The organism is Pseudomonas poae RE*1-1-14, assembly GCF_000336465.1.
GTDB classification, from domain to species: Bacteria; Pseudomonadota; Gammaproteobacteria; order Pseudomonadales; family Pseudomonadaceae; genus Aquipseudomonas; species Aquipseudomonas poae.
Map to the genome: position 1 here is coordinate 782478 of NC_020209.1, position 23830 is coordinate 806307.

Annotated in this window: 19 protein-coding genes; 8 read left to right on the top strand and 11 right to left on the bottom strand. The window is 62.3% G+C overall.

The window, feature by feature from the left end:
* Positions 1-17 precede the first annotated feature (17 nt).
* The 6 genes from pcaH (at position 18) to pcaC (ending at position 5642) form a co-directional block, all read left to right on the top strand.
* Positions 18-722 (top strand): protocatechuate 3,4-dioxygenase subunit beta, encoded by a 705-nt coding sequence (gene pcaH / locus H045_RS03570; protein WP_003231064.1) that lies wholly within the window; start codon positions 18-20, stop codon positions 720-722.
* 1 nt (position 723) lies between these two features.
* Entirely contained in the window at positions 724-1290 is a 567-nt protein-coding gene (pcaG, locus tag H045_RS03575; RefSeq protein ID WP_015371451.1) for a protocatechuate 3,4-dioxygenase subunit alpha, read from the top strand.
* A gap of 188 nt (positions 1291-1478) precedes the next feature.
* Positions 1479-2774 (top strand): MFS family transporter, encoded by a 1296-nt coding sequence (locus H045_RS03580; protein ID WP_015371452.1) that lies wholly within the window; start codon positions 1479-1481, stop codon positions 2772-2774.
* Positions 2775-2784: 10 nt separating this feature from the next.
* The gene (locus H045_RS03585; RefSeq protein WP_015371453.1) at positions 2785-4149 is read left to right on the top strand and encodes a 3-carboxy-cis,cis-muconate cycloisomerase; all 1365 of its coding nucleotides are present in this window, start codon (positions 2785-2787) and stop codon (positions 4147-4149) included.
* 10 nt (positions 4150-4159) lie between these two features.
* Positions 4160-4951 (top strand): 3-oxoadipate enol-lactonase, encoded by a 792-nt coding sequence (pcaD, locus tag H045_RS03590; protein WP_003231056.1) that lies wholly within the window; start codon positions 4160-4162, stop codon positions 4949-4951.
* A 292-nt stretch (positions 4952-5243) separates the two neighbouring features.
* Positions 5244-5642, top strand: a complete 399-nt coding sequence (pcaC, locus tag H045_RS03595; protein WP_015371454.1) for a 4-carboxymuconolactone decarboxylase — start codon at positions 5244-5246, stop codon at positions 5640-5642.
* Positions 5643-5771: 129 nt separating this feature from the next.
* Here the strand turns inward: pcaC and H045_RS03600 are convergent, their stop codons facing one another.
* From H045_RS03600 to H045_RS03635, 8 genes are all read right to left on the bottom strand, one after another.
* A complete protein-coding gene (locus H045_RS03600; RefSeq protein WP_015371455.1) occupies positions 5772-6656 on the bottom strand; it encodes a polysaccharide deacetylase family protein in 885 nt (294 codons plus the stop codon).
* A 128-nt stretch (positions 6657-6784) separates the two neighbouring features.
* A complete protein-coding gene (locus H045_RS03605; protein ID WP_236278020.1) occupies positions 6785-8248 on the bottom strand; it encodes a M91 family zinc metallopeptidase in 1464 nt (487 codons plus the stop codon).
* 157 nt (positions 8249-8405) lie between these two features.
* Positions 8406-9656 carry an OprD family porin gene (locus tag H045_RS03610; protein ID WP_015371457.1) on the bottom strand — a complete coding sequence of 417 codons (1251 nt, stop codon included), beginning with the start codon at positions 9654-9656 and terminating at the stop codon, positions 8406-8408.
* 139 nt (positions 9657-9795) lie between these two features.
* Positions 9796-11412, bottom strand: coding sequence for a J domain-containing protein (locus H045_RS03615; RefSeq protein ID WP_015371458.1), 1617 nt, complete (start codon positions 11410-11412; stop codon positions 9796-9798).
* A 12-nt stretch (positions 11413-11424) separates the two neighbouring features.
* Positions 11425-13122, bottom strand: coding sequence for a molecular chaperone HscC (locus H045_RS03620; protein WP_015371459.1), 1698 nt, complete (start codon positions 13120-13122; stop codon positions 11425-11427).
* 157 nt (positions 13123-13279) lie between these two features.
* Positions 13280-14737: an AdeC/AdeK/OprM family multidrug efflux complex outer membrane factor gene (gene adeC / locus H045_RS03625; protein ID WP_003233824.1), complete on the bottom strand. Its 1458-nt coding sequence runs from the start codon at positions 14735-14737 to the stop codon at positions 13280-13282.
* Positions 14734-17895: an efflux RND transporter permease subunit gene (locus tag H045_RS03630; protein WP_003233826.1), complete on the bottom strand. Its 3162-nt coding sequence runs from the start codon at positions 17893-17895 to the stop codon at positions 14734-14736. The genes adeC and H045_RS03630 overlap by 4 nt, the downstream gene beginning before the upstream one ends.
* 3 nt (positions 17896-17898) lie before the next feature.
* Entirely contained in the window at positions 17899-19044 is a 1146-nt protein-coding gene (locus H045_RS03635) for an efflux RND transporter periplasmic adaptor subunit (protein ID WP_003233828.1), read from the bottom strand.
* Positions 19045-19327: 283 nt separating this feature from the next.
* Between H045_RS03635 and H045_RS03640 the strand changes: the two genes are divergently transcribed.
* The gene (locus tag H045_RS03640) at positions 19328-19960 is read left to right on the top strand and encodes a TetR family transcriptional regulator (protein ID WP_003233830.1); all 633 of its coding nucleotides are present in this window, start codon (positions 19328-19330) and stop codon (positions 19958-19960) included.
* 289 nt (positions 19961-20249) lie between these two features.
* Here the strand turns inward: H045_RS03640 and H045_RS03645 are convergent, their stop codons facing one another.
* The 3 genes from H045_RS03645 to H045_RS03655 are packed head-to-tail and all read right to left on the bottom strand — an operon-like array spanning position 20250 to position 22847.
* Positions 20250-21305, bottom strand: coding sequence for an alkene reductase (locus H045_RS03645; protein ID WP_003233831.1), 1056 nt, complete (start codon positions 21303-21305; stop codon positions 20250-20252).
* 46 nt (positions 21306-21351) lie between these two features.
* Positions 21352-22518, bottom strand: coding sequence for an MFS transporter (locus tag H045_RS03650; RefSeq protein WP_015371460.1), 1167 nt, complete (start codon positions 22516-22518; stop codon positions 21352-21354).
* Between the two features lie 14 nt (positions 22519-22532).
* On the bottom strand, positions 22533-22847 hold the full coding sequence (locus tag H045_RS03655) for an ArsR/SmtB family transcription factor (protein ID WP_003233834.1): 315 nt from the start codon (positions 22845-22847) through the stop codon (positions 22533-22535).
* Between the two features lie 154 nt (positions 22848-23001).
* Here H045_RS03655 and H045_RS03660 point away from each other — a divergent pair, with 154 nt between their 5' ends.
* Positions 23002-23586 (top strand): acyl carrier protein phosphodiesterase, encoded by a 585-nt coding sequence (locus tag H045_RS03660; RefSeq protein ID WP_015371461.1) that lies wholly within the window; start codon positions 23002-23004, stop codon positions 23584-23586.
* Positions 23587-23830: the final 244 nt, after the last annotated feature.

Here is a 23830-nt window from a genome sequence, read left to right on the forward strand (position 1 = left end):
CAAGAGAGGATGGCTCCATGAGTGACAAGCCCGGTTATCGGCGCCCGCACGCGGGCACTCAACCTGATTACCTGCACCCGGCCTATCAATCGACGAACCTGCGTTCGCCGTCCCAGCCGTTGGTGTTCCTGCCCCATTCCTTGTCGGAAATCACCGGCCCCACCCTCGGTGCCGAGCGGATCAACGAGAAGGACCACGACCTCACCGCCCAGCATGACGGCGAGCCGCAAGGCGAGCGCATCATCATTCACGGGCGTGTGCTGGATGAAAACGGTCTGCCGGTGCCGGGCATCCTGGTGGAAATCTGGCAGGCCAACGCCGCCGGGCGCTACCACCACGAGCGTGACCTGCACGACGCGCCGCTGGACCCCAACTTCACCGGCACCGGGCGCACCGTTACCGACGCCGATGGCTGGTATCAGTTCCAGACCATCAAGCCCGGCGCCTACCCGTGGGGCAACCACCACAACGCATGGCGCCCGGCGCATATCCACTTCTCGCTGTTCGGGCCGAGCGTGCTGACCCGGTTGGTGACGCAGATGTATTTCCCCGGCGACCCGCTGCTGGAATACGACCCGATCTACAACTGCGTGCCGGACACCTCGGCCAAGCAGCGTCTGATCGCCAGCTTCGACCTGGAAAAAACCATTCCTTCCTATGCCCTCGGCTACCGCTGGGACATCGTCCTGCGCGGCCGCGACGCCACGCCGATGGAGAAATGAGATGAGCCTGTATGCAACCACGTCCCACACGGTGGGGCCTTACTACCACATCGGCCTGACCTGGCTGAACCGCGAAGACTTGACCGTCGCCGCCACCCTGGGCGACCGCGTGGCGATCAGCGGGCAAGTGGTGGACGGCAACGGTGATGTCGTCAATGACGCCATGCTTGAGGTCTGGCAGGCCAACGCCGTCGGCAAGTATGACCACCCGGAGGATGATCAGGCCAAACCCGTCGACCCGAACTTCGAAGGCTTTGGCCGCGTGCCGGTGGATGCCGAGGGGCGGTTTCGCTTTACCACGATCAAGCCGGGCAGCGTGCCGGGGCTCAAGGGCTCCATCCAGGCACCGCACCTGGTGGTGCTGGTATTCGCGCGAGGCCTGGTGAAGCACTTGCTCACGCGGATTTATTTTGCCGGTGACGCGTTGAATGGGGATGACCCGTTGCTGGCCTGTGTGCCGGCCGAGCGGCGTGGGACATTGATTGCCGAGCAGGATGCTGAGGGGGTTTATCAGTGGAATGTGATTTTGCAGGGGACGGATAAGGAGACGGTGTTTTTTGATTATTGAGTAAGGCTTGAGGGCTCCATCGGGAGCAAGCCCTCTCCCACATTTGAAGGGTGACTACAGTCAAGTGCGGGAGGGGGGCTTGCGCCCGATGAGGCCTGTCCAGGCACACCTACCCAAAAGTCTGCTTGCGGAACATGGTTGTTGCAAAGTATGTCTAGGCTATAACCCTTTCCACTGAGTCAAAAACCATGACAACAAAAACGAGTCACTACACGGGAGAAGAACGCAGCAAACGGATCTTCGCGATTGTCGGTGCATCTACCGGCAACCTGGTCGAATGGTTCGATTTTTACGTTTACGCCTTCTGCTCCATTTACTTCGCCCCGGCATTTTTCCCGTCCGACAACCCCACGGTGCAACTGGCCAACACCGCCGGTGTGTTCGCTGCAGGGTTCCTGATGCGGCCCATCGGCGGCTGGCTGTTTGGCCGGGTGGCCGATAAACACGGGCGCAAGAGCTCGATGATGATTTCGGTGCTGATGATGTGCGCCGGCTCGCTGGTGATTGCCTTCCTGCCCACCTACAAGGACATCGGTGCCTGGGCGCCGGCGCTGCTGCTGATGGCGCGGCTGTTCCAGGGCTTGTCGGTGGGGGGGGAATACGGCGCCACCGCGACTTACATGAGTGAAGTCGCGCTCAAGGGCCAGCGCGGTTTCTTTGCTTCGTTCCAGTACGTGACCCTGATCGGCGGGCAACTGCTGGCGGTGCTGGTGCTGGTGGTCCTGCAACAGCTTCTCAGCGAAGAAGAGTTGCGCGCCTGGGGCTGGCGGATTCCCTTCGTGATCGGCGCCATTGCCGCAGTGATCTCCCTGCTGCTGCGCCGCACGCTCAAGGAAACCACCAGCAAGCAAACGCGCCAGGACAAGGACGCCGGCAGCATCGCCGCGTTGTTCCGTCACCATAAAGCGGCGTTCCTCACTGTGCTGGGCTACACCGCCGGCGGCTCGCTGATTTTCTACACCTTTACCACCTACATGCAGAAATACTTGGTGAACACCGCTGGCATGCACGCCAAAACCGCCAGCTACATCATGACTGGCGCACTGTTCGTGTACATGTGCATGCAGCCGCTGTTCGGCATGCTTTCGGACCGGATCGGCCGGCGCAATTCGATGCTCTGGTTTGGCGCCCTCGGCACCCTGTGCACGGTGCCGATCCTGCTGACCCTGAAAACCGTGACAAGCCCGTTTCTGGCGTTTGTGTTGATCGCCCTGGCGCTTGCTATCGTCAGCTTCTATACCTCGATCAGCGGGTTGGTCAAAGCCGAGATGTTCCCGCCCCATGTGCGCGCCCTTGGCGTGGGCCTGGCCTACGCCGTGGCCAACGCGATCTTCGGCGGTTCGGCGGAGTACGTGGCGCTGGGCCTCAAGTCCATGGGCATGGAAAACACCTTCTATTGGTATGTCACCGGCATGATGGCGGTGGCGTTCCTGTTCAGCCTGCGCCTGCCGAAACAGGCAGAGTACCTGCACCACGATTTGTAAGGGATCCGTTATGACGCTGCGCACGAGCAACCAATTGTTCGACGCCTACTTCACCGCCGACGGCATGGCCGAGGTGTTTTGCGACCAGGGCCGCGTGCAGGGCATGCTGGATTTCGAGGCGGCGCTGGCCCGTGCGCAGGCCCGGGTCGGGTTGATCCCGCAGGCCGCCGTCGCGCCGATTGCCCAGGCCTGCCTGGCCTCGCTGTACGACGTCGACGCCCTGGGGGTGGCGATTGCCACGGCGGGCAACTCGGCGATTCCGCTGGTCAAGGCGCTGGGCAAGTTGATTGCCAGTGAAGACGCCGGGGCCGAACGCTATGTGCATTTGGGCGCGACCAGCCAGGACGTGATGGACACTGGCCTGGTGCTGCAGGTGCGCCAGGCGCTGGCTTTGATCGACGCGGACCTGGCGCGCCTGGGTGACGTGCTTGCCGCCCAGGCCCAGCGCTACGCAACGGTGCCACTGGCCGGGCGCACCTGGCTGCAACACGCCACGCCGGTCACCCTGGGGATGAAAATCGCCGGTTGGCTGGGCGCAGTGACCCGCAATCGGCAGCGTCTGGCACAGTTGAAACCGCGCTTGCTGGTGCTGCAGTTCGGCGGCGCGTCCGGCACCCTGGCGGCACTGGGTGAACACGCCATGCCGGTGGCCGAGGCGCTGGCGGCAGAGTTGCAATTGGGCCTGCCCGAACAACCCTGGCATACCCAGCGTGACCGTCTGGTGGAGTTCGCTGCGGTGCTTGGCCTGATCGCCGGCAGCCTCGGCAAGCTGGGTCGCGATATTAGCCTGCTGATGCAGACCGAAGCCGCTGAAGTCTTCGAACCGTCGGCGCCGGGCAAGGGCGGTTCATCCACCATGCCGCACAAACGCAACCCGGTGGGCGCCGCCGTGCTGATCAGCGCCGCCACTCGGGTGCCGGGGCTGGTGGCGACCATGTTCAGCGCCATGCCCCAGGAGCACGAACGCAGCCTGGGTTTGTGGCACGCCGAATGGGAAACCCTGCCGGACATCTGCCGGCTGGTGTCGGGTGCGCTCAAGCAGGCGTTGCTGGTGAGTGAAGGCCTGGAGATCGATGCTGAACGCATGGCGCGTAACCTGGACCTCACTCAGGGCCTGGTGTTGGCTGAAGCGGTCAGTATCGTGCTCGCCCAACGGCTGGGCCGCGAAACCGCGCACCATCTGCTGGAGCAATGCTGCAAGCGCGCGGTCGCCGAGGGGCGGCATTTGCGCGCGGTGCTGGCCGATGAAGCGCAGATCACTGCCGAGCTGTCAGCCACCGAACTGGACCGTCTGCTCGACCCGGCGCACTACCTGGGTCAGGCCCACACCTGGGTCACCCGCGCCGTTACCGAACATTTTGCCTTGACCGCCTGAGGAGGCTGCCGTGCCCTTTGTCCAACTCGCCGACGGCGAACTGCATTACCAACTCGACGGGCCTGCCGATGCACCAGTGCTGGTGCTGTCCAACTCCCTGGGCACCGACCTGCATATGTGGGATATCCAGATACCGGCCTTCACCCGGCATTTTCGCGTGCTGCGCTGCGACACCCGTGGCCATGGCAAGTCCCTGGTCACGCCGGGGCCCTACAGCATCGAGCAACTGGGCCGCGACGTGCTGGCGCTGCTGGATGCGCTGGGTATTCACCGTGCGCATTTCTGCGGGTTGTCCATGGGCGGGCTGATCGGCCAATGGCTGGGCATCAACGCCAGCGCGCGCCTGCAGCGCCTGGTGGTGTGCAACACCGCCGCGAAGATCGGCACCCCCGAGGTGTGGGACCCACGCATCGAGACCGTGCTGCGTGACGGCGCGGCGGCGATGGTCGCGCTGCGCGATGCGTCGATTGCCCGCTGGTTCACCGCTGACTTTGCGGCGGCCAATCCGCACCAGGCGCAACAGATCACCGACATGCTCGCCAACACATCGCCCGAGGGCTACGCCGCCAACTGCGCCGCCGTGCGCGACGCGGATTTTCGCGCGCAACTGGCCTCGATCAAGGTGCCGACCCTGGTGATCGCCGGCACGGAAGACGCCGTGACACCGCCGGCCGGCGGCCACTTTATCCAGAACCATGTGAAGGGCGCCGAGTACGCCGAGTTCTATGCGGCGCACCTGTCCAACGTGCAAGCGGGCGCCGCGTTCAGCGACCGCGTTATCGAATTTCTGCTGGCCCACTGACCCAGTGATGGCTGGCCTTGCAGTGGCGAGCGGGCTTGCCCTAATGCCGTTCAGTTAAGAAATGTGTGGGTTTATTGTGGCGAGCGGGCTTGCCCCGCGTTGGGGTGCGAAGCGCCCCCACTCCAGCAAAACGCGGTGTACCTGATACGGCTCAGCGCCTGGTTTTGGGGCTGCTGCGCAGCCCAACGCAGGACAAGCCTGCTCGCCACAGGGAATCTGCGCTTAACTGAACGGCATTAGGGCTTGCCACAAAAAAAACGCTCGCTACATTTGCTGTTTAGAGGAGCTGTTTGTGGACGAGAAACAACGTTATGCCGAGGGCCTCAAGGTGCGCCGCGAAGTGCTGGGCGATGCCCATGTCGATCGCAGCCTCAACGCCCTGACCGAGTTCAACGGCGAGTTTCAGGAGATGATCACCCGTCACGCCTGGGGCGATATCTGGACCCGCCCGGGCCTGCCTCGGCATACCCGCAGCCTGATCACCATCGCCATGCTGATCGGCATGAACCGCAGCGAAGAGCTGAAGCTGCACCTGCGGGCCGCCGCGAGCAATGGCGTGACCCGTGCCGAGATCAAGGAAGTGCTGATGCAGAGCGCGATCTACTGCGGGATTCCGGCGGCGAATGCGACGTTCCACCTGGCCGAATCGGTGTGGGATGAGTTGGGGGTTGAGTCACGTCAGCAAGCCTGAGTCTGAAATACCGACAAAATCTGGGAGCTGGCTTGCCTGCGATGGCATCCACTCGGTGTGCCTGATGTAACAAGGTGTCTGCATCGCAGGCAAGCCAGCTCCCACAGGAGACCTCCTGTGTTTGCAAGGTCAGTGTGAGTCGGCATCCCACACCCAATTCCACACACCTGGCAGGTGCACCGGCGCATTCACATCCTTGATCGTGCGCCTCAGCGCCGCGCGTTGCAGGGCGGCGGTGTCGGTGTAGAACGGCTCGGCGGCGGTGTTCATGCCGTTGATGCGCGCGCTGTCGAGCAGGATCTGCAGATATTCCTGCATGTGCCGCGCCGTGTAGCGGTTGATGTCATGGAAGGTCACCACCACTGGAATCACCCCATCCACCGTCGGCAGCTCGCCCAGGGCAATGTGTTCGCGCACCACCGACAGTTGCCGATAGAGGTTGGCGCGACGCCGGGGGCTGGCGTTGAAGCCCCAGATCTTGCCGTCATTGGCGCTCAGGTCGGTGAGCAAGACGCCCATGCCATGGCGCTGGTAGGCGGCAAAGGTACGTTTGTCGTAGTTCCAGAACGGCGGGCGCACCAGCACGGGCGGTGCGCCGGTGATCCCGGCGATGTCTGCTGCACCCAGGGTGAGGGTGCGTTCCAGTTCGGCATCGCTCAGCCAGCGGTGGTTGGTGTGAAACGCGGTGGCGGTGTGGAAACCCAATAGATGCCCGGCGGCAAATTCACGCACCATGGTTTTGCGCCCGCGGGCACTGCCGCCGGAACGCGCCCCTTCGGTCTGCACGAAAAACACCGCCTTGATGCCCGGCAAAATCGGGTTATGCGCCAGATCAGCCAGCACTGAACGGCTCGGGTTGTTGTAGCCCGAGGCGCTGGGACCGTCATCGAAAGTGATTAAAAAGCGGATCGGCGCCTGGGCCTGCAAACGCTGCGCGGTCTGTGGCGTCAAGGCGATGGGCTGGCCGATACAGCCGCTGAGCACAACCGACAAAAGGACAATGAGGTATTTCATGGCGGCCTTCGAAGAGGTAGGCGTCCGTGTCGTTGAGGTCCATGTGCCGGGTGAGGGCGCGTGCACGATACAGCATGCACACGCCGCGATCACCGGTATAAATGGCCGTCTGGCGGGGCGAGTCAGATTCAGGCGTAACGGGTTCGCAGGGGCAGGCCCATTTCTGCATTCAGTGTGTTTTCGGTAAACGGCGCGGGGTTGGTTGAAGTGGGAGGGGTGTTGGGGTCGTTGTCGAAGTCGAAGGGCGGCGCGTTGCTCACCAGGCCGACCGCTTGCAGTTCACTGTTGGGTGGGCCTGGGCGCTCGGGTTGATCGCGGGTCGGCACGCTCGCACCTGGCAGGAAGGTGCCGTTGGCGCCATTCCAGGCGTGCGCCATTTCATGGAAAAGCTGGTTGAGCGGCAAGAACAGAGGATCCGTCCCGTAAACCGCGGCCGGGTTGTAGAAAATCGTGCCTTTGTCGGCCCGTGAACCCGGTACCCCATCCTTCAGGTAGCCCCACTTGGGGTCGGTGCGTTCAGCTGGAACCTGATTGTTCTGCTCAAGGTGTTGCAGCTCGGTGCTCCAGAAGCGATAGGAGTTGCCACGATTACTGGGCACGATGAGAACAGGGCCGCCATTTTTCACGGCCATCTCATCGAGCGCTTTCAGCATTTTTTGCCCTTGTGGCGATGTGCGAAGCAAGGTCAGATCGTCTTCGACTCGCGCAATGAAGTCGGGTGGCCCCTGGATGCTGAAGGCTTTTCGGCCCGCGTCGGTCAGCGTCATGGGGGTGAGCGTTGAGCCTTGTGTGCCGATCAGGCGATCTGTCGCCTGTGCATGGATGCGCGCCTTGATCGCATTCGCGCGCAGGGTGTTGCGCCCTTGCCCTGAGTAAAACGTGGTGCGGTCATGGCCCACCAGCAGGTCGTCACCCAGGCCGCCGTTGAGCACCGTGTGCCCGTTGCCTGCGTACAGCTGGTCGTTGCCGGCACCGCCATCGAGGTGGCTCTGTTTGTTGGCCGGCCCGCTGCCTGCGTACAAGCGATCATTGCCAGCATTGCCGTACATCACCGCGTGGCCCCGGCCCCCTTTGAGTATGTCGTTGCCGTCATTGCCTTCGGCGTAGCCGGTGTCGCTGCCGAGGGTAATGTCATCATCGCCACGGCCGCCATATACGCTGGTTTTGCCGCCGCCCGCCTGAATCACGTCATTGCCGTCTTCAGCGTCGATTTCGATACGCAGGTTGACGTTGGGGGCGACGGTAATACGGTCGTCGCCCGCTCCGGACTTCAGGTGAAGCAGAGTCGGGATATTTGAGCGGCCGTCTGGAGTGTCGAGGACGTAGTCACGACCATTTACCTGAGCGTACAGCTGGCCATCAGGGCGTTGGCTGATATGAATCCGGTCGGCGCGTTTACCTGTTTCGAGGAACAGAACATTCGCCAGTGTCTCTGGACGCCCAGGGTTTTTCAGGCCCTGGGTGAGTGCCTGACTGGCGCGCAGATTTCCATCATCCACCAGCACCTTGGTGCGGGTCTGAACAGGCGGGGGGCCGGACGGCGGTTGTCCGGGCGCCATGGCGTGGTTGTGAGCAGAAGTGACTGTAGTCATGGCCTGTACCTGTATGTCGGATAAGGTGATGTGCAGCGCCGCCTTACGACGCCTGCTCTTCAGTCGTGCCAGCGCAGGGAAACGTTCATGCCTTAAATGAGCCAAGTTGCTACAAAAACAGCCACGACCCATCGGCTCGTGGCTGTTGCCGGGGGCGTTACAACAGGCTGATGGGGTAGCTGACAATCAAGCGGTTTTCGTCGAACTCATTGTTGCTGTAGTCGCGCCGCATGCTGGAGTTGCGCCAGCGCATCGTCAGGTTTTTCAGGCTGCCGCTTTGCACGGTGTAGCCCAGTTCGCTTTCCCGGCCCCATTCCTTGCCATCCGTCACGCTGCCGGTGTGCACATTGCTGCCGCTGATATAGCGGTTCATCAAGGTCAGCCCTGGCACGCCGAGGGCGGCAAAGTTGTAGTCGTGGCGCACCTGCCAGGATTTTTCCTCGGCGTTGTCGTAGCTCGAGTTGTAGCTGTCGTTGGCCAGGGTGCCGCCGCTGGTGCCGTTGACGCGCATCCATTGGCTGTTGCCGCTGAGTTTTTGCAGGCCCACATAGAAAGTGTTGCCGCCGTAGCGTGCGGAAAACAGGCCGGACCAGGTCTTGTTGTCCAGCTTGCCGGCGCGGGCGCTGCCGTCGTCGGTGCCGTAGAAGAACCCGAGGTTGGCGCCCAGGGTCCAGTCGCCCAAGGGCTGGCTGTGGATCAGGTTGATGAACTGCTGGCTGTAGATGTCCTTGAGCTGGGCATTCCACAGGCCGACCTGGGTGCGTTTGTCGTTGAAGGCGTATTCGCCGCCCTGGAAGTTGAAGCGGTCGGAGGTGAACGCGGTTCTGCCGACCATCGACAGGTCAGTCATGCTGCTGTCGTCACGCGGGCTGTTGGCGCGGAACTGGCCGCCATACAGGGTCAGGCCGTCGATTTCCTTGGAGGTGATCTGCCCGCCGCGCAGGGTCTGCGGCAGGGAGCGGCCATCGTCGGCGCGCAGGATCGGCAGCACCGGCATCCATTCGCCGACCTTCAGTTCGGTTTTGGAAATGCGCGCCTTGAACGCCACGCCCAGGCGCCCGAAGTCGTCCGCCGGACGGCCATCACGGTCCAGCGGCAGCAACTGGGTGCCACCAGTACCGCGGCCGCCATCGAGCTTGAGCGAGTACAGGCCCAGCACATCCACGCCAAAGCCTACCGTGCCCTGGGTAAAGCCGGAGCGGGCGTCGAGGATGAAACTCTGCGTCCACTCCTGCGCGCCGCCCTGGGCCTTGGTCGGGTTGGTGAAATTGCGGTTGAAGAAAAAATTGCGCACGTTGAGGTTGGCGCTGGCGTCTTCGAAAAAGCCGTGCTCCTCGGCGCAGACGGGCAGGGCAAGACTTGCGACAGCGGTTGCCAGCAATAGCTGGCGCGGGCGAAATGTGCTCATGGGGTAGGACCTGTTGTTATTGGGGTTATGCAGGTGCGCGCATGGTGCGGGGCGGGGCGGGAGCGATGAAAGTGGGGCAGGGCGGGTTGTGGGCGATGATCGAACGCAAGTTGCCGGGCGCCAGGCCCGGCTTTTGCGATTAAGGCTTGGGCGGGTTGAAGTGGGTCCAGGGCACCGCCGGCAGGTAATGCTGGGCGGCAATGATCAGCGCTACCATCGCCACTAGAAACCCCACTTGCAACGGGTTCCAGAATGCCCAGTGCAGACCGTTCAGCCAGGGCCAGCCTTCGCTGAATCGTTGGCTCATTTGGCCGATGCGTTTTTTGTGCAGCAGGTTGATCAGTAGCGAGCCGGCATAGGTGACCGCTCCCAGCACGCCGAGCATCAGGCCGCAGGCTATGAGCATGATCACCTGCGGCACACCATGGCGTATCACCAGCCAGTAGTCGTTGGGGTTGAATCGCTTGGGAATCAGGTACTGGGTCAGCCATATATCCTGCACCCTGTATACCGAACTCATGCTCGCCCAGAATTGGGTGACGCGAAATCCAATAATGGCCGGTGCCAACGACATCAACAGGAGGATGAACACGGACATCAAGTCCAACGTGTTCGGTGTGTCGTGGGCAATGCTCAGGCCGATGCCCAGTGCGAAGACTGCCCATAGCCGGATAAACACCTGGGTGTAGATCGGCCGTGGCACGAATTTTCGCCAGAAATACAGGTCGTTTTGATGCAGGCGTTCGACCAGTTGCGGATAGCGCCAGGTCAGGGTGTCTGCCAGGTGCTGACAGGCGTTCCATTCGTTTTCGCCAAACCCGTCGATCATGCGTTTGTGTTGCGTCGCCGTCATCGGCGTGAGCAACAATCGGGCGGCCAGGGCATCGGCTGACATGCGCCGCTTATCCTGGGCCTTGTCTTGCAGATGCTCGTAAAAAGTCTCCTGTTCACAACGCGACACCAGGCTACGCCACATCCACGCCGGTTCCGGAAACACACCTTTCTGGTCATCCCAGCCGAAGGTCTGGCACACGCGCTCGAACATCGGCACGCTCCACTGGGTGTTGTAAAGCAACTGGAGGATCATGCGTTGCCAGTGCTGCTGCAGGTCGAACACCTGCAGCCATGCCTGGCTGTTGAACTGCCTCAGCTGGGTGACGAATTCACGCTCGGCCTTTTGCTCCAGCTGTTCCTCCAGGGCCATGCGGTAGGCTTGCAGCAACTCGTTGCTGAGCGCTTCGTGCTGCCATGACGTCATGGCTACCTGTTGCCAGGGTGTCAGCCATTCCAGGTGCTGCACGGCCCAACGCGCGATTGCGGTGCGTTCGCCCGGGGCTTCAAAGCAATGACGCAGCAGGGCGGCCTGGAATGCCTCGGTGCACAGATGCTGTTGAGCTTTGGCCCAGCGTTCATCGAGATTGTCGGCGTTCAGGCCCGCGACCAGTGCCAGCGCCGGGTTTGGCGCGGGCGGGTCGAAGGGTGCAGGTTCAAGCGGTCGCACCTGCATCCACTCAGCCGGGGCGTCGAGGCTGGCGCTGATGGCCTCGGTCACGGGCATAGCGGCGGCGGGGCTGTCGTCTTCGTGATCGGCCCGCCAGCGCGCTTCATTCAGGCAGTGTTCATAGGCTTCGCGCAGGCGCTGAAAGCCCTCGGGGTCATCGTCCGGACGGCACCCCTTGAGCAGCCGCGCGTAGGTGCGCTTGATCGTGCGTTCGTCGGCGTCGTCCGCCAGTTGCAATAGTGTCCAGCCGTCCATGTGCAATCGTCCTCAGCGCCAGAACCCGTTATCGAGCTGTTCAAGTTGACGGGTCAGTTCGCTGCGCGCCTCACGGATGCTGCGTTCGTCCTGACTGTCGAGCACCTGCTGGAACTGCGCCGCCCAGTGTCCCAGTTGCTCACGCAGCTCGCCGAGGCTTTCCTGATAGAGGCGTTCGAGGCGGGCCGTGAGCACGGTATTGACCTGCTGGTCGCGCGGGTGAATCTTCAACAGGGCCAGCGCCTGCAGGCGTTGCTGGATCTCCTGGGGGCTGAGCACACCGGGGTTGTTCTCGATCACCAGCGAGTGTTGTTCACCGGTGAGCGGGATGTTCACCTGGGCTTCGAGCAACCCGTTGTTGTCGTAGGTAAAACGCACGTCCAGCGAGACTTCGCCCGCTTTGCGCTTGGGCACCGGAATTTCCAGCTGGCCCAACTCGATGTTGTCTTTCACCAGGCGGCTTTCGCCCTGGTAGATTTTCAGCAGCACGCGAGTCTGGTCGTCGGAGAGCGTAAACACGCTTTTGACCCGACTCACCGGCACGCTGCTGTTGCGTTCGATCAACGGCAGGTAGTGGCCGTTCTCGATGTGGTTGCCATATTGGTTGGCTGTCTCGATCCCCAGGGTGTAAGGGCACACGTCAGTCAGCACCACTTCTTCCAGGGCCGCCGAACGCGCCTTGAGCGCTGCCTGGATCGCCGCACCATGGGCGACCACCTGGTCAGGATCGAGGCTGATGGAAGGGAAGCGGCCGAACAGCCCCGCGGCGAGTTTGCGCACCAGCGGCATGCGCGTGGTGCCGCCGACCAGCAGAATCTCATCCAGGTCACCCACCCGAATGCGTGCGTCGCGCAGGGCACGTTCAATCGGCGCGCGCAGGCGTTCGAGCAGCGGTGCATAGAGCCTGGCGAGTTCGGCCTGGGTGATGGTTGTTACCCATTGCCGGCCGTCGACGCGCAGGGTGAAGTCGGCGCTGTCGTCCTGGCCGAGGGCTTTGCGCACACGCTCGGCTTCGCGGCGCAGTGCGTGCAGCACGCTGCTGGTGGGCGGGAAATCCTCGGCATTGCGCTGGCTGTCGACGAAGTGATCCAGCAGCAGGGTGTCGAAGTCCTCGCCGCCCAAAAAATTGTCACCGGCGCTGGCGCGCACTTCCATCACGCCGTCAAACAGCTCGATGATCGACACGTCGAACGTGCCGCCGCCGAGGTCGAACACCAGGAACGAGGTTTCCTTGTCGCGCTGGTGCAGGCCATAAGCCAGAGCGGCAGCGGTGGGTTCATTGATCAGTTTTTCAACGTTGAGGCCCGCCAGTTCCCCGGCGATGCGCGTGGCTTTGCGCTGGCCGTCGCTGAAGTAGGCGGGCACGCTGATCACCGCGTCGGTGACGGCTTCACCGTAGCTGCGCTCGATGTCTTCCTTGAGGCTTTTGAGCACCAGCGCCGAGAGTTCTTCGGGTCGAAAGGTGCGGTCACCGAGGCGTACCTCGGTGGCACTGCCCATGTAGCGCTTGAACAGCGATGTGGTCAGGTGCGGGTGCGTGTGCAGGCGCTCCCTGGCGGCCTGGCCGACCAGCACGCGGCCCTGGTCATCGAGCCCGACCACACTGGGTGTCAGCAGTTGGCCCAGGGCGTTGGGTACCAGCTCGGTGGCATCGCCGCGCCAGACGGCGGCGAGGCTGTTGGTGGTGCCCAGGTCGATTCCTACGATCATTACGACAAGCTCCCTCTGTGGTCTGTAAGAATCTGTGACAGATTTTACCCCGAAAGGTTGAACGGAACGCAAGACGCCGGATTTGCCGCCAGCACATTGCGCGCATAAAAAAACCGCTTCCGGTGACGGAAGCGGTTTTTGATTTACACCCAGGCTGTCAGAACAACTTCAACTTCGGCGCGTCTTCTTTCACCGGCTCGTTCTGCGCAGTCTGCGCATTCCAGCCACCGCCGAGGGCCTTGTACAGGTTGACCTCGCTGGTGAGCTGCGCCAGGCGGTCGGTGATCAGCGATTGCTGGGCACTGAACAGTTGGCGCTGGGCGTCGAGGAAGGTCAGGTTGCTGTCTACGCCAATGCGGTAGCGACGTTCGGCCAGGCGGTAGTAATCCTGGTTGGCCGCGACGAAGCCGCGCTGGGCGTCCAGTTGCTGCTTGTAGGTTTCACGCGCGGCGAGGCCGTCGGAAACTTCCTGGAAGCCGGTCTGGATAGCCTTCTCGTAGTTGGCCACGTTGATTTCTTTCTGGATCTTCGAGTAGTCCAGGCTGGCGCGCAGGCTGCCGGCATTGAAGATCGGGATGTTGATCTGCGGGGCAAACGACCAACTGCCCGAGCCGCCCTTGAACAGGCCACCCAGGTCCGGGCTCAGGGTGCCGGCATTGGCCGTCAGACTGATGCTCGGGAAAAACGCCGCGCGGGCGGCGCCGATATTGGCGTTGGCCGCCTTGAGGTTGTACTCGGCCTGCACGATGTCGGGACGTCGTTGCAGCAGGTCGGAGGGCAACCCGGCCGGCACTTCGGCGAGCAGGTCATCAGACAGTGGCTTGCTGGCGATATTCGCCGGCAGGCCGGTGCCCAGCAGCAGGGTCAGGCTGTTTTCGTCCTGGGCCACCTGGCGTGTGTAGCGCGCCAGCTGCACCCGGGCATTTTCCACCGAGGTGCGTGCCTGGCTCAGGTCGAGGGCCGAGGCCACGCCGACTTCGCTGCTGCGCGAGGTGAGCTTGAAGCTCTGTTCGAACGCGCCCAGAGTGTCCTGAGTGAGCTTGAGCAGTTCCTTGTCGGCCTGCCAGGTCAGGTAGGCGTTGGCCACGCTGGCCACCAGGCTGATCTGCGTACTGCGCCGTGCTTCTTCGGTGGCGAAGTACTTTTGCAGGGCCTCTTCACTCAGGCTGCGCACACGGCCGAACAGGTCCAGCTCGTAGGAACTGATCCCGAGGGTGGCCGAGTACTGGCTGGTGATGCCCGATTGACCGGTCTGCGACATGCGTGCCGGGGTGCGCTGGCGGCTGCCGGCGCCGTTGGCCGACACGGCCGGGAACAGGTCGGCACGCTGGATGCGGTACTGCGCGGCGTACGCGTCGATGTTCAGCGCCGCGACGCGCAGGTCGCGGTTGTTCACCAGTGCGGTCTGGATCAGCTGCTGCAGGGCAGGGTCATGGAAAAACTGCTTCCAGCCCTGTTCGGCAGCGGCCTGGCCCGGCGCCTGGGCCGACGAATACGCCGGCCCCTGCGGGTACTGCGCGGCCACCGGCGCTTCGGGGCGCTGATAGTCAGGTATCAGCGAGCAGCCACTGAGCACGAAGGCGGTGACGGCTAGGGAAAGTAGCGACTTGCTCATTGGCCAGCCTCGTTAGAAGTTTGCGTGGTTTCAGTCTTTTTGCGCTTGCCGATGGCCGACACGGTTGCGAAGAACAGTGGCACCCAGAAGATCGCCAGCACGGTGGCGGTGATCATACCGCCGATCACGCCGGTACCGATGGCATGTTGGCTGCCTGAACCTGCGCCCGAGGAGATCGCCAGCGGCAGTACGCCGAGGATGAACGCCATGGAGGTCATGATGATCGGGCGCAGACGCATGCGGGACGCCTCGATGGCCGCCTCGACGATGCCCTTGCCCTGTTCGTGGAGTTCCTTGGCGAACTCCACGATCAGGATGGCGTTTTTCGCCGCCAGGCCCACCGTTACCAGCAAGCCCACCTGGAAGAACACGTCGTTGGACAAGCCGCGCATGCTGGTGGCGATCAACGCCCCCACCACGCCCAGCGGCACCACGAGCACCACCGCGATCGGAATCGACCAGCTTTCGTACAGCGCCGCCAGGCACAGGAACACCACCAGCAGCGACAGCGCGTACAGCGCAGGCGCCTGGGAGCCGGACAGGCGTTCCTCATACGACAGGCCCGTCCAGGCGTAGCCGATACCGGCCGGCAACTGCTTGGCGATGCGCTCGACTTCGGCCATCGCGTCGCCGGTGCTGTAGCCCGGTGCCGGGGTGCCGAGGATTTCCATCGCCGCCACACCGTTATAGCGCGACAGTTTTGGCGAGCCGTAGATCCACTTGCCCGAAGCGATGGCCGACAACGGCACCATCTTCCCGGAGTCGCTGCGCACGTACCATTTGTTCAGGTCTTCAGGCGACATGCGGCTGGCCGCTTCACCTTGCACGTACACCTTCTTCACACGGCCACGGTCGATGAAGTCGTTGACGTAGCTGCCACCCAAGGCAATCGCCAGGGTCTGGTTGATGTTCGACAGCGTGATCCCCTGGGCACTGGCCTTCTCGTCGTCGACGGTGAGCTCGTACTGCGGCTCATCGTTCACGCCGTTGGGGCGCACACCGGCAAGGATCTTGCTCTGGGCGGCCATGCCGAGGAACTGGTTGCGCGCGGCCATCAGCTTCTCATGGCCGACACCGCCCTGGTCCTGCAGGAACACGTCGAAACCGGTGGCGTTGCCCAGCTCCAGGACTGACGGCGGCACGATGGCAAACACCATGGCGTCCTGGAACGTCTGCATGAAGTAACCCTGGGCACGCTTGGCGATCGCGAACACCGAGGTGGAATCGTCACGCTCATCCCACGGCTTGAGCATCACGAAGGCCAGGCCCGAGCTTTGGCCGCGACCGGCGAAGTTGAAGCCGTTCACGGTAAATACCGATTTCACGCCCTTGCCTTCGCCCGGCTCGCCTTCCTTGGTGTTGAGCAGGTAGATACGCATGTCGTCGATGACTTTTTGCGTGCGCTCGGCGGTGGAGCCCACTGGCGTCTGCACCTGGGCAAAGATCACGCCCTGGTCTTCGTCGGGCAGGAAGGCTGCCGGGATGCGCATGAACAGCCAGATCATGCCGGCGAAGATCAGTGCGTACACCAAAAACGCCGGGATCTTGTGCTTGATCATGTTGCCCACGCCGCGCTCGTAGCTCAGTACGCCACGGTCGAAGGTGCGGTTGAACCAGCCGAAGAAACCGCGCTTGGGTTGGCCGTGCTTCTCAGGATCGATCGGTTTGAGCATGGTGGCGCACAGCGCCGGGGTGAAGATCAGCGCAACCAGTACCGACAGCGCCATGGCCGAAACGATGGTGATGGAGAACTGTTTGTAGATCACACCGGTGGAGCCGCCGAAGAATGCCATCGGCAGCAGTACCGCCGAGAGCACCAGGGCAATACCCACCAGGGCGCCCTGGATCTGGCCCATGGACTTGACCGTCGCCTCCTTGGGCGACAGGTGTTCCTCGGCCATCACCCGCTCGACGTTTTCCACCACCACGATGGCATCGTCCACCAGCAAGCCGATGGCCAGGATCATGCCGAACATGGTCAGGGTGTTGATGGTGAAACCGAACGCCGCGAGGATGCCGAAGGTGCCCAGCAATACCACCGGTACGGTCATGGTGGTGATGATGGTGGCGCGGAAGTTCTGCAGGAACAGGAACATCACCAGGAACACCAGCACGATCGCTTCGATCAGGGTGTGTACCACCCCGGAGATCGATTCGGTGACCACGGGCGTGGTGTCATACGGCACCACCGCCTTCATGCCTGGCGGGAAGAACGGTTCCAGCGACGCCACCGTGGCGCGGATGGCCTTGGCGGTGTCCAGGGCGTTGGCGCCCGAGGCGAGTTTGATCGCCATGCCGGAAGCCGGGTTGCCGTTGAACTGCGCACTGATGCTGTAGTTCTGGCCGCCCAGTTCGATGCGGGCCACGTCATGCAGGCGAACCTGGGAACCGTCGGGATTCACCTTCATCAGGATATTGCCGAACTGCTCGGCGTTTTGCAGACGGGTCTTGCCGATGATCGTCGCGTTCAGTTGGGTGCCGGGCAGGGCAGGCAGGCCGCCCAGTTGGCCGGTGGCCACCTGCACGTTCTGCGCGGCGATGGCGTTGCTGACGTCGACCGGGGTGAGCTGGAAGTTGTTCAGCTTGGCCGGGTCCAGCCAGATGCGCATCGCGTATTGCGAGCCGAATACCTGGAAGTCACCGACGCCCGAGGTACGCGAAATCGGGTCCTGGATGTTGGACACGATGTAGTTGGAGAGGTCGTCCTTGGTCATGCTGCCGTCTTCGGACACCAGACCGATCACCATCAGGAAGTTCTTCACCGACTTGGTCACGCGGATACCCTGCTGCTGCACTTCCTGCGGCAGCAGTGGAGTCGCCAGGTTCAGCTTGTTCTGCACCTGCACCTGGGCGATGTCCGGGTTGGTACCCTGGTTGAACGTCGCGGTGATGGTCATGCTGCCGTCGGAGTTACTGTCCGAGGCCACATAGCGCAGGTTGTCGATACCGTTGAGCTGTTGCTCGATGACCTGCACCACGGTGTCCTGCACGGTTTGCGCGGACGCGCCCGGGTAGGTCACCTGGATGTCGATGGCGGTTGGCGCGATGGCCGGGTATTGGTTGATGGGCAGCTTCAGGATCGACAATGTCCCGACCAGCATGATCACCAGGGCGATTACCCAGGCGAAAATGGGACGGTCGATAAAAAATTTCGACATGGATTACTCCCCTTTGCCGGCTGCGGCGGCAGGAGCAGCAGCGCCAGCAGGCTTGGCGTTGTCAGCCTCCTTGACCTTCACCTCGGCACCCGGCTTGACGTACTGCAGGCCTTCGGTGATCACACGGTCACCGGCGTCGAGGCCTTTTTCCACCAGCCAGTAGGCGCCGGCGGTGCGGTTGGCGACCAGGGTGCGTTGCTCGACCTTGTTGTCCTTGTTCACGATCAGCGCGGTCGGGATGCCCTTGAGGTCACGGGTCACGCCTTGTTGCGGCGCGAGGATGGCCTTGCTGTTCACACCGGCCTGCAACTGGGCGTGCACGAACATGCCGGGCAGCAGGGTGTGGTCAGGGTTGGGGAACACGGCGCGCAGGGTCACGGAACCGGTGGTCTGGTCGACCGATACTTCGGAGAATTCCAGCTTGCCATCATGGCCGTAGTCGCTGCCGTCTTCGAGGGTCAGCTTGACCTTGGCGGCGTTGGCACCGGCTTTTTCCAGCTGGCCGCTTTCCAGGTCGCGGCGCAGTTTCAGCATTTCGGCCGAAGACTGGGTGACGTCGACGTAGATCGGGTCCAGTTGCTGGATCACGGCCATGGCATCGGCCTGGCCATTGCTGACCAGTGCGCCTTCGGTGACCGAGGAACGGCCAATGCGCCCGGAGATCGGCGCGAGCACTTTGGTGTAGCGCACGTTGATCTGCGCGGTTTGCATATCGGCTTCAGCCGTCATGCGGTTGGCCAGGGCGGTGTCGTACTCCTGGCGGCTGACGGCTTGCTCATCGACCAGCTGCTTGTAGCGGTCGGTGATCGACCTGGTCTGGGTCAGCTTGGCCTGGGCGCTTTTGAGCGTGGCCTCATACACTGACGGGTCGATCTGATAAAGCTGCTGGCCTTCCTTCACGTCCGCGCCTTCCTTGAACAGGCGCTTGAGAATGATGCCGTTGACCTGTGGGCGAACTTCCGCAATGCGGTAGGCCGTGGTGCGGCCTGGCAGTTCGGTGGTCAAGGTGAAGGCTTGCGGTTGAAGGGTGACCACACCGACCTGAGGGGTTTGAGCGGGCGGCGCCGCCTCTTCCTTTTTACATCCGCTGAGCAGCGATGCCAGGGCGACGGCAGTGACCAGAGCGGTAACAGCTGGCTTAAGTTGCATGAAGATCCTCGGGTCAGGCGCGCAAAGTGCGCACAAGAAGTGTGGAAGGGTGGAAAACAAGTGAGTAGATAAGTAGCTTGCTACGCAATATACTTACGTTCATGGTTGTTTGTAAACTCTTGACAGACTTCGCGCAATGTTGACAAAGCAACGCCCGAAGCCTCGATTTTCTTACGTTCGGCGCCCATGACGGTGTCGTCCCAAAAATAGACGGATGATCGTTCGCGGCTATTAACGTTGCGTTAACAATCATCCCAAGTGTCCTGATTGAGGTTTTACTGCCATGGTTCGTCGCACCAAAGAGGAAGCTCAGGAAACCCGCAGCCAGATTCTCGATGCCGCCGAGCACGCCTTTTATGAGCGAGGCGTGGCGCGTACCACGCTGGCCGATATTGCGTCGTTGGCGGGCGTCACGCGGGGCGCCATTTACTGGCATTTCAGCAACAAGTCCGATCTGTTGCAGGCGCTGCTCGACACGCTGCACGAGCCCCTTGATGACTTGGCCCGCGCCAGTGAAAGCGAGGATGAGCTTGACCCGCTGGGCTGCATGCGCAAGTTGCTGATTCGTCTCTATCATCAAGTGGCTCTGGACCCGAAAACCCGGCGTATCAACGAAATCCTGTTTCATAAGTGCGAGTTCACCGATGAGATGTGCGACATGCGCCGCCAGCGCCAGACGCACACGCTCGAATGCAACCTGCGCATCGGGCTCACATTGCGTAATGCGGTGCATCGCGGGCAGCTCCCGGAAAACCTCGACACGGTGCGGGGCGCGGTGTGCATCCACGCCTACATTCACGGCTTGATCGGTCAATGGCTGTTGGTGCCCGACAGTTTTCAATTGCATCAGGACGCCGAGCGTTGGGTCGATGCAGGGCTGGACATGCTGCGCCTGAGCCCCAGCCTGCGCAATTGAGACAAAATGCGTAATTGCATCAGGTTGTGTCAACAGTAAAGCCCAGGGGCGGTCAATCGTCCCTCTGCCTGATTCGTGGGATGACTTTATATACGGGCTGGCGCGCAGTTGATAGGTAGCCGGCTAAGTATTTTGTAGCGTTATTGTTGCGGTTCTGTGAAGCATTGTTTCCAAAGGGATACATCAGGTAAAAAACGTGGGAGGGGGCTTGCTCCCGATGGCGGTGTGCCCGTCAGTAAATCAACTGACTGACACACGGCTATCGCAAGCAAGCCCCCTCCCATGTTGCTTACAGCGCCAGGGTTGGGTAATCGATATAGCCGACCGGGCCCTTGGCGTAGAAGGTTTCCGGGTGCGCTTCATTGAGCGGTGCGTCGGTTTTCAGGCGCGCCGGCAGGTCAGGGTTGGCGATGAATGGGACGCCGAATGCCACCGCGTCGGCCTTGCCCGCTGCCAGCCAGGCATTGGCGCTCTCTTTGGTGAAGCGTTCGTTGGCGATGTACATGCCGCCGAAGGCTTCCTTCAGGCGCGGACCGAGGCTGTCGCCGGCTTCTTTTTCACGCGAGCAGATGAACGCAATGCCACGCTTGCCCAATTCGCGAGCCACATAAGTGAAGGTCTCGGCAGGGTTGTCGTCGCCCATGTCGTGGGCGTCGGCGCGTGGCGCCAGGTGTACGCCCACGCGGCCGGCGCCCCAGACGTCGATGGCAGCGTCGGTCACTTCAAGCAGCAGGCGGGCGCGGTTTTCCAGGGAACCGCCGTACTGGTCGGTGCGCTGATTGGTGCTGCTCTGCAGGAACTGGTCGAGCAGGTAGCCGTTGGCGCCGTGGATTTCGACGCCGTCAAACCCTGCGGCCTTGGCGTTTTCGGCGCCGGTGCGGTAGGCCTCGACGATGTCGGCGATTTCAGCGGTTTCCAGGGCGCGCGGGGTCGGGTAGTCGGCCAGCGGGCGCACCAGGCTGACGTGGCCTGCTGCCTGCACCGCGCTCGGTGCTACCGGGGCTTCGCCGTTCAGGTAGGACGGGTGGGAGATGCGGCCGACGTGCCACAGTTGCAGGAAGATCTTGCCGCCTGCGCCGTGAACCGCCTTGGTCACATTGGCCCAGCCGCGCACCTGGTCGCTGGACCAGATACCCGGGGTGTCTGGATAACCCACGCCCATGGGCGTCACCGACGTCGCCTCGCTGAGGATCAGCCCGGCGGAGGCGCGCTGTACGTAGTACTCGGCCATCATCGCGTTGGGCACGCGGCCTTCATCGGCGCGGCAGCGTGTCAGCGGCGCCATGATGATGCGGTTCGACAGTTCCAGGTCGCCCAGTTTGATCGGATCGAAAATAGTCGTCATCGGGAAAATACCTTTCTGTTTAAGTGGATCAGTCTGTTCAAGTGGATCAGTGAGTCGCAGGGGCCAGATCGGCATCGCCGCGCTGACGGAAAGTGAGCAGGGTCACCAGCAGGGCGAAGATCGCCAGGGCCGCAGCCGCCAGCGGCACGCTGGTGAGGCCGAAGCCGTGGGCGATCACGCTGCCGCCGACCCAGGCGCCGAGGGCGTTGCCAATGTTGAAGGCGCCGATGTTGAGGGTGGACACCAGGTTGGGCGCAGCCTTGCCGAATGTCACCACGTTGATCTGCAATGCGGGCACTGCGGCAAATGAGGCGGTGGCCCACAGGAACAGGGTGATTTCGGTCGGGATCAGCGCGACGCTGGTCCAGGTCAGCACCGTGGAGATCACCGCCATGCTGATGAACACGCCGATCAGAGTGGCCGCCAGACGCTTGTCCGCCAGCTTGCCGCCGATGATGTTGCCCAGGGTCAGGCCCAGGCCGATCAGCAGCAGGGTCCAGGTCACGCCGTGGGGCGAGACGCCGGTGACATCACCGAGCAACGGGGCAACGTAGGTAAAGAGGGTAAACATGGAGGCGGCGAACAGTGCGGTCATGCTCAACGACAACCAGATGCCGGCACCCTTGAGGGCGGCCAGTTCGGCGCGCATGTCGAGTTTTTCTTCGTCACGCTTGGCCGGCAGGAAGCGGATCAGGCCGATCAACGCCACCACGCCGATCACCGTCACCGCCCAGAAGGTCGAGCGCCAGCCGGCCTGCTGACCCAGCGCGGTGCCCAGCGGCACGCCGAGCACGTTGGCCAGGGTCAGGCCGGTAAACATCAGGGCCACCGCCGAAGCGCGCTTGTTGGCCGGTACCAGGTTGGCTGCCACCACCGAGCCGATGCCGAAAAACGCACCGTGGCACAACGCCGTGACCACCCGGGCGAACATCAGCACGTTGTAGTCGCTGGCCAGGGCGCAGAGCAGGTTGCCCACGATGAAAATACCCATCAACGCCACCAGCGCCGCCTTGCGTGGCAGCCTGGCGGTGGCCAGCGCCATGAACGGTGCGCCGATGGCCACGCCGAGGGCGTAGCCGGTCACCAGCCAGCCGGCGCCGGGGATCGACACACCAAGGTCGGCCGCCACGTCGGGCAGAAGGCCCATGATGACGAATTCGGTGGTGCCGATGGCGAAGGCGCTCAGGGCCAGGATGAGTAGCGAGAGGGGCATTGGGGTGTCCTTGGTTAGTGCGCTGCGCTGAGTTCAGCGATGAGCGCTGTGAGGAAAGCCTGGATCACTTCCTCGTTGCGTTTGAAAAAGTGCCACTGACCTGCCTTCTGGCTGCTGATCAGACCCGCCCGTTGCAAGGTGGCCAGGTGGGCCGACACGGTCGACTGGGACAAGCCGCAGCGCTGGTCGATCTGCCCGGCACAGATGCCGTATTCGTGGTTGTGCAGTTGCTCGGGGAACTGCGCCTTCGGGTCTTTGAGCCAGGTGAGGATGTCTCGTCGTACTGGGTGCGCCAGGGCTTTTATTATTTCGTCGAGGTCGATGGACATGGCAGGTGCTCGGTTTCGTGTAGCGTTATATCGCGATGAGGCGAACCTTAAATCGTTATAACCCGATATACCAATATGATTTTGCTCTGAGGTCAGCTCAAATCGATATATCGGATTATAACGATACGTTGGCGGCAGTGCTAGACTGCGCGCCATGAATTATCTCGCACATCTGCACCTGGGCGGCCAACTCCCTGCGCAACTGCTGGGCAGTCTCTATGGCGACTTTGTCAAAGGCCGCCTGCAGGGCCAGTACAGCCCGCAAATCGAAGCGGCGATCCAGCTGCATCGTTCCATTGACCGATTCACCGATAGCCATCCCTTGATAGGAGAGGCGTTGTCGCGCTTCAGCCTCACCCGCCGGCGTTATGCCGGGATCGTCCTCGATGTGTTTTTCGATCACTGCCTGGCGCGGGATTGGGCGCGGTATGCCGACCAGCCGCTGGAACGCTTTACCTCGCAGGTGTATCGCGTATTGGCGGCTGAGCCGCAGTTGCCGGGGCGCCTGGCACAGATTGCACCGTATATGGCGGCCGATGATTGGCTGGGGTCTTACCGCGAGTTTGCGGTGATGGAGCAGGTGTTGCGCGGGATTTCGCGGCGGCTCACGCAACCCCAGGCATTAGGGTTTGCGATGCAGGAATTGCGTGAATTGTATGAGCCGTTGAGTGAAGACTTCCGGATCTTCTACCCCGAACTGCAAGCCTTCGCGCATAACCACCTGACAATACAAAGCTAAAGGTGAGAGGGGGCAAGCCCTCATGCCGTTCAGTTAAACGCAGATTCCCTGTGGCGAGCAGGCTTGTCCTGCGTTGGGCTGCGCAGCAGCCCCAAAGCCAGGCGCTGAGCCGTATCAGGTACACCGCGTTTTGCTGGATTGGGGGCGCTTCGCACCCCAACGCGGGGCAAGCCCGCTCGCCACAATAAGCCCACAAACTTTCCTTAACTGAACGGCATTAGGGCAAGCCCCCTCCCACATTTGC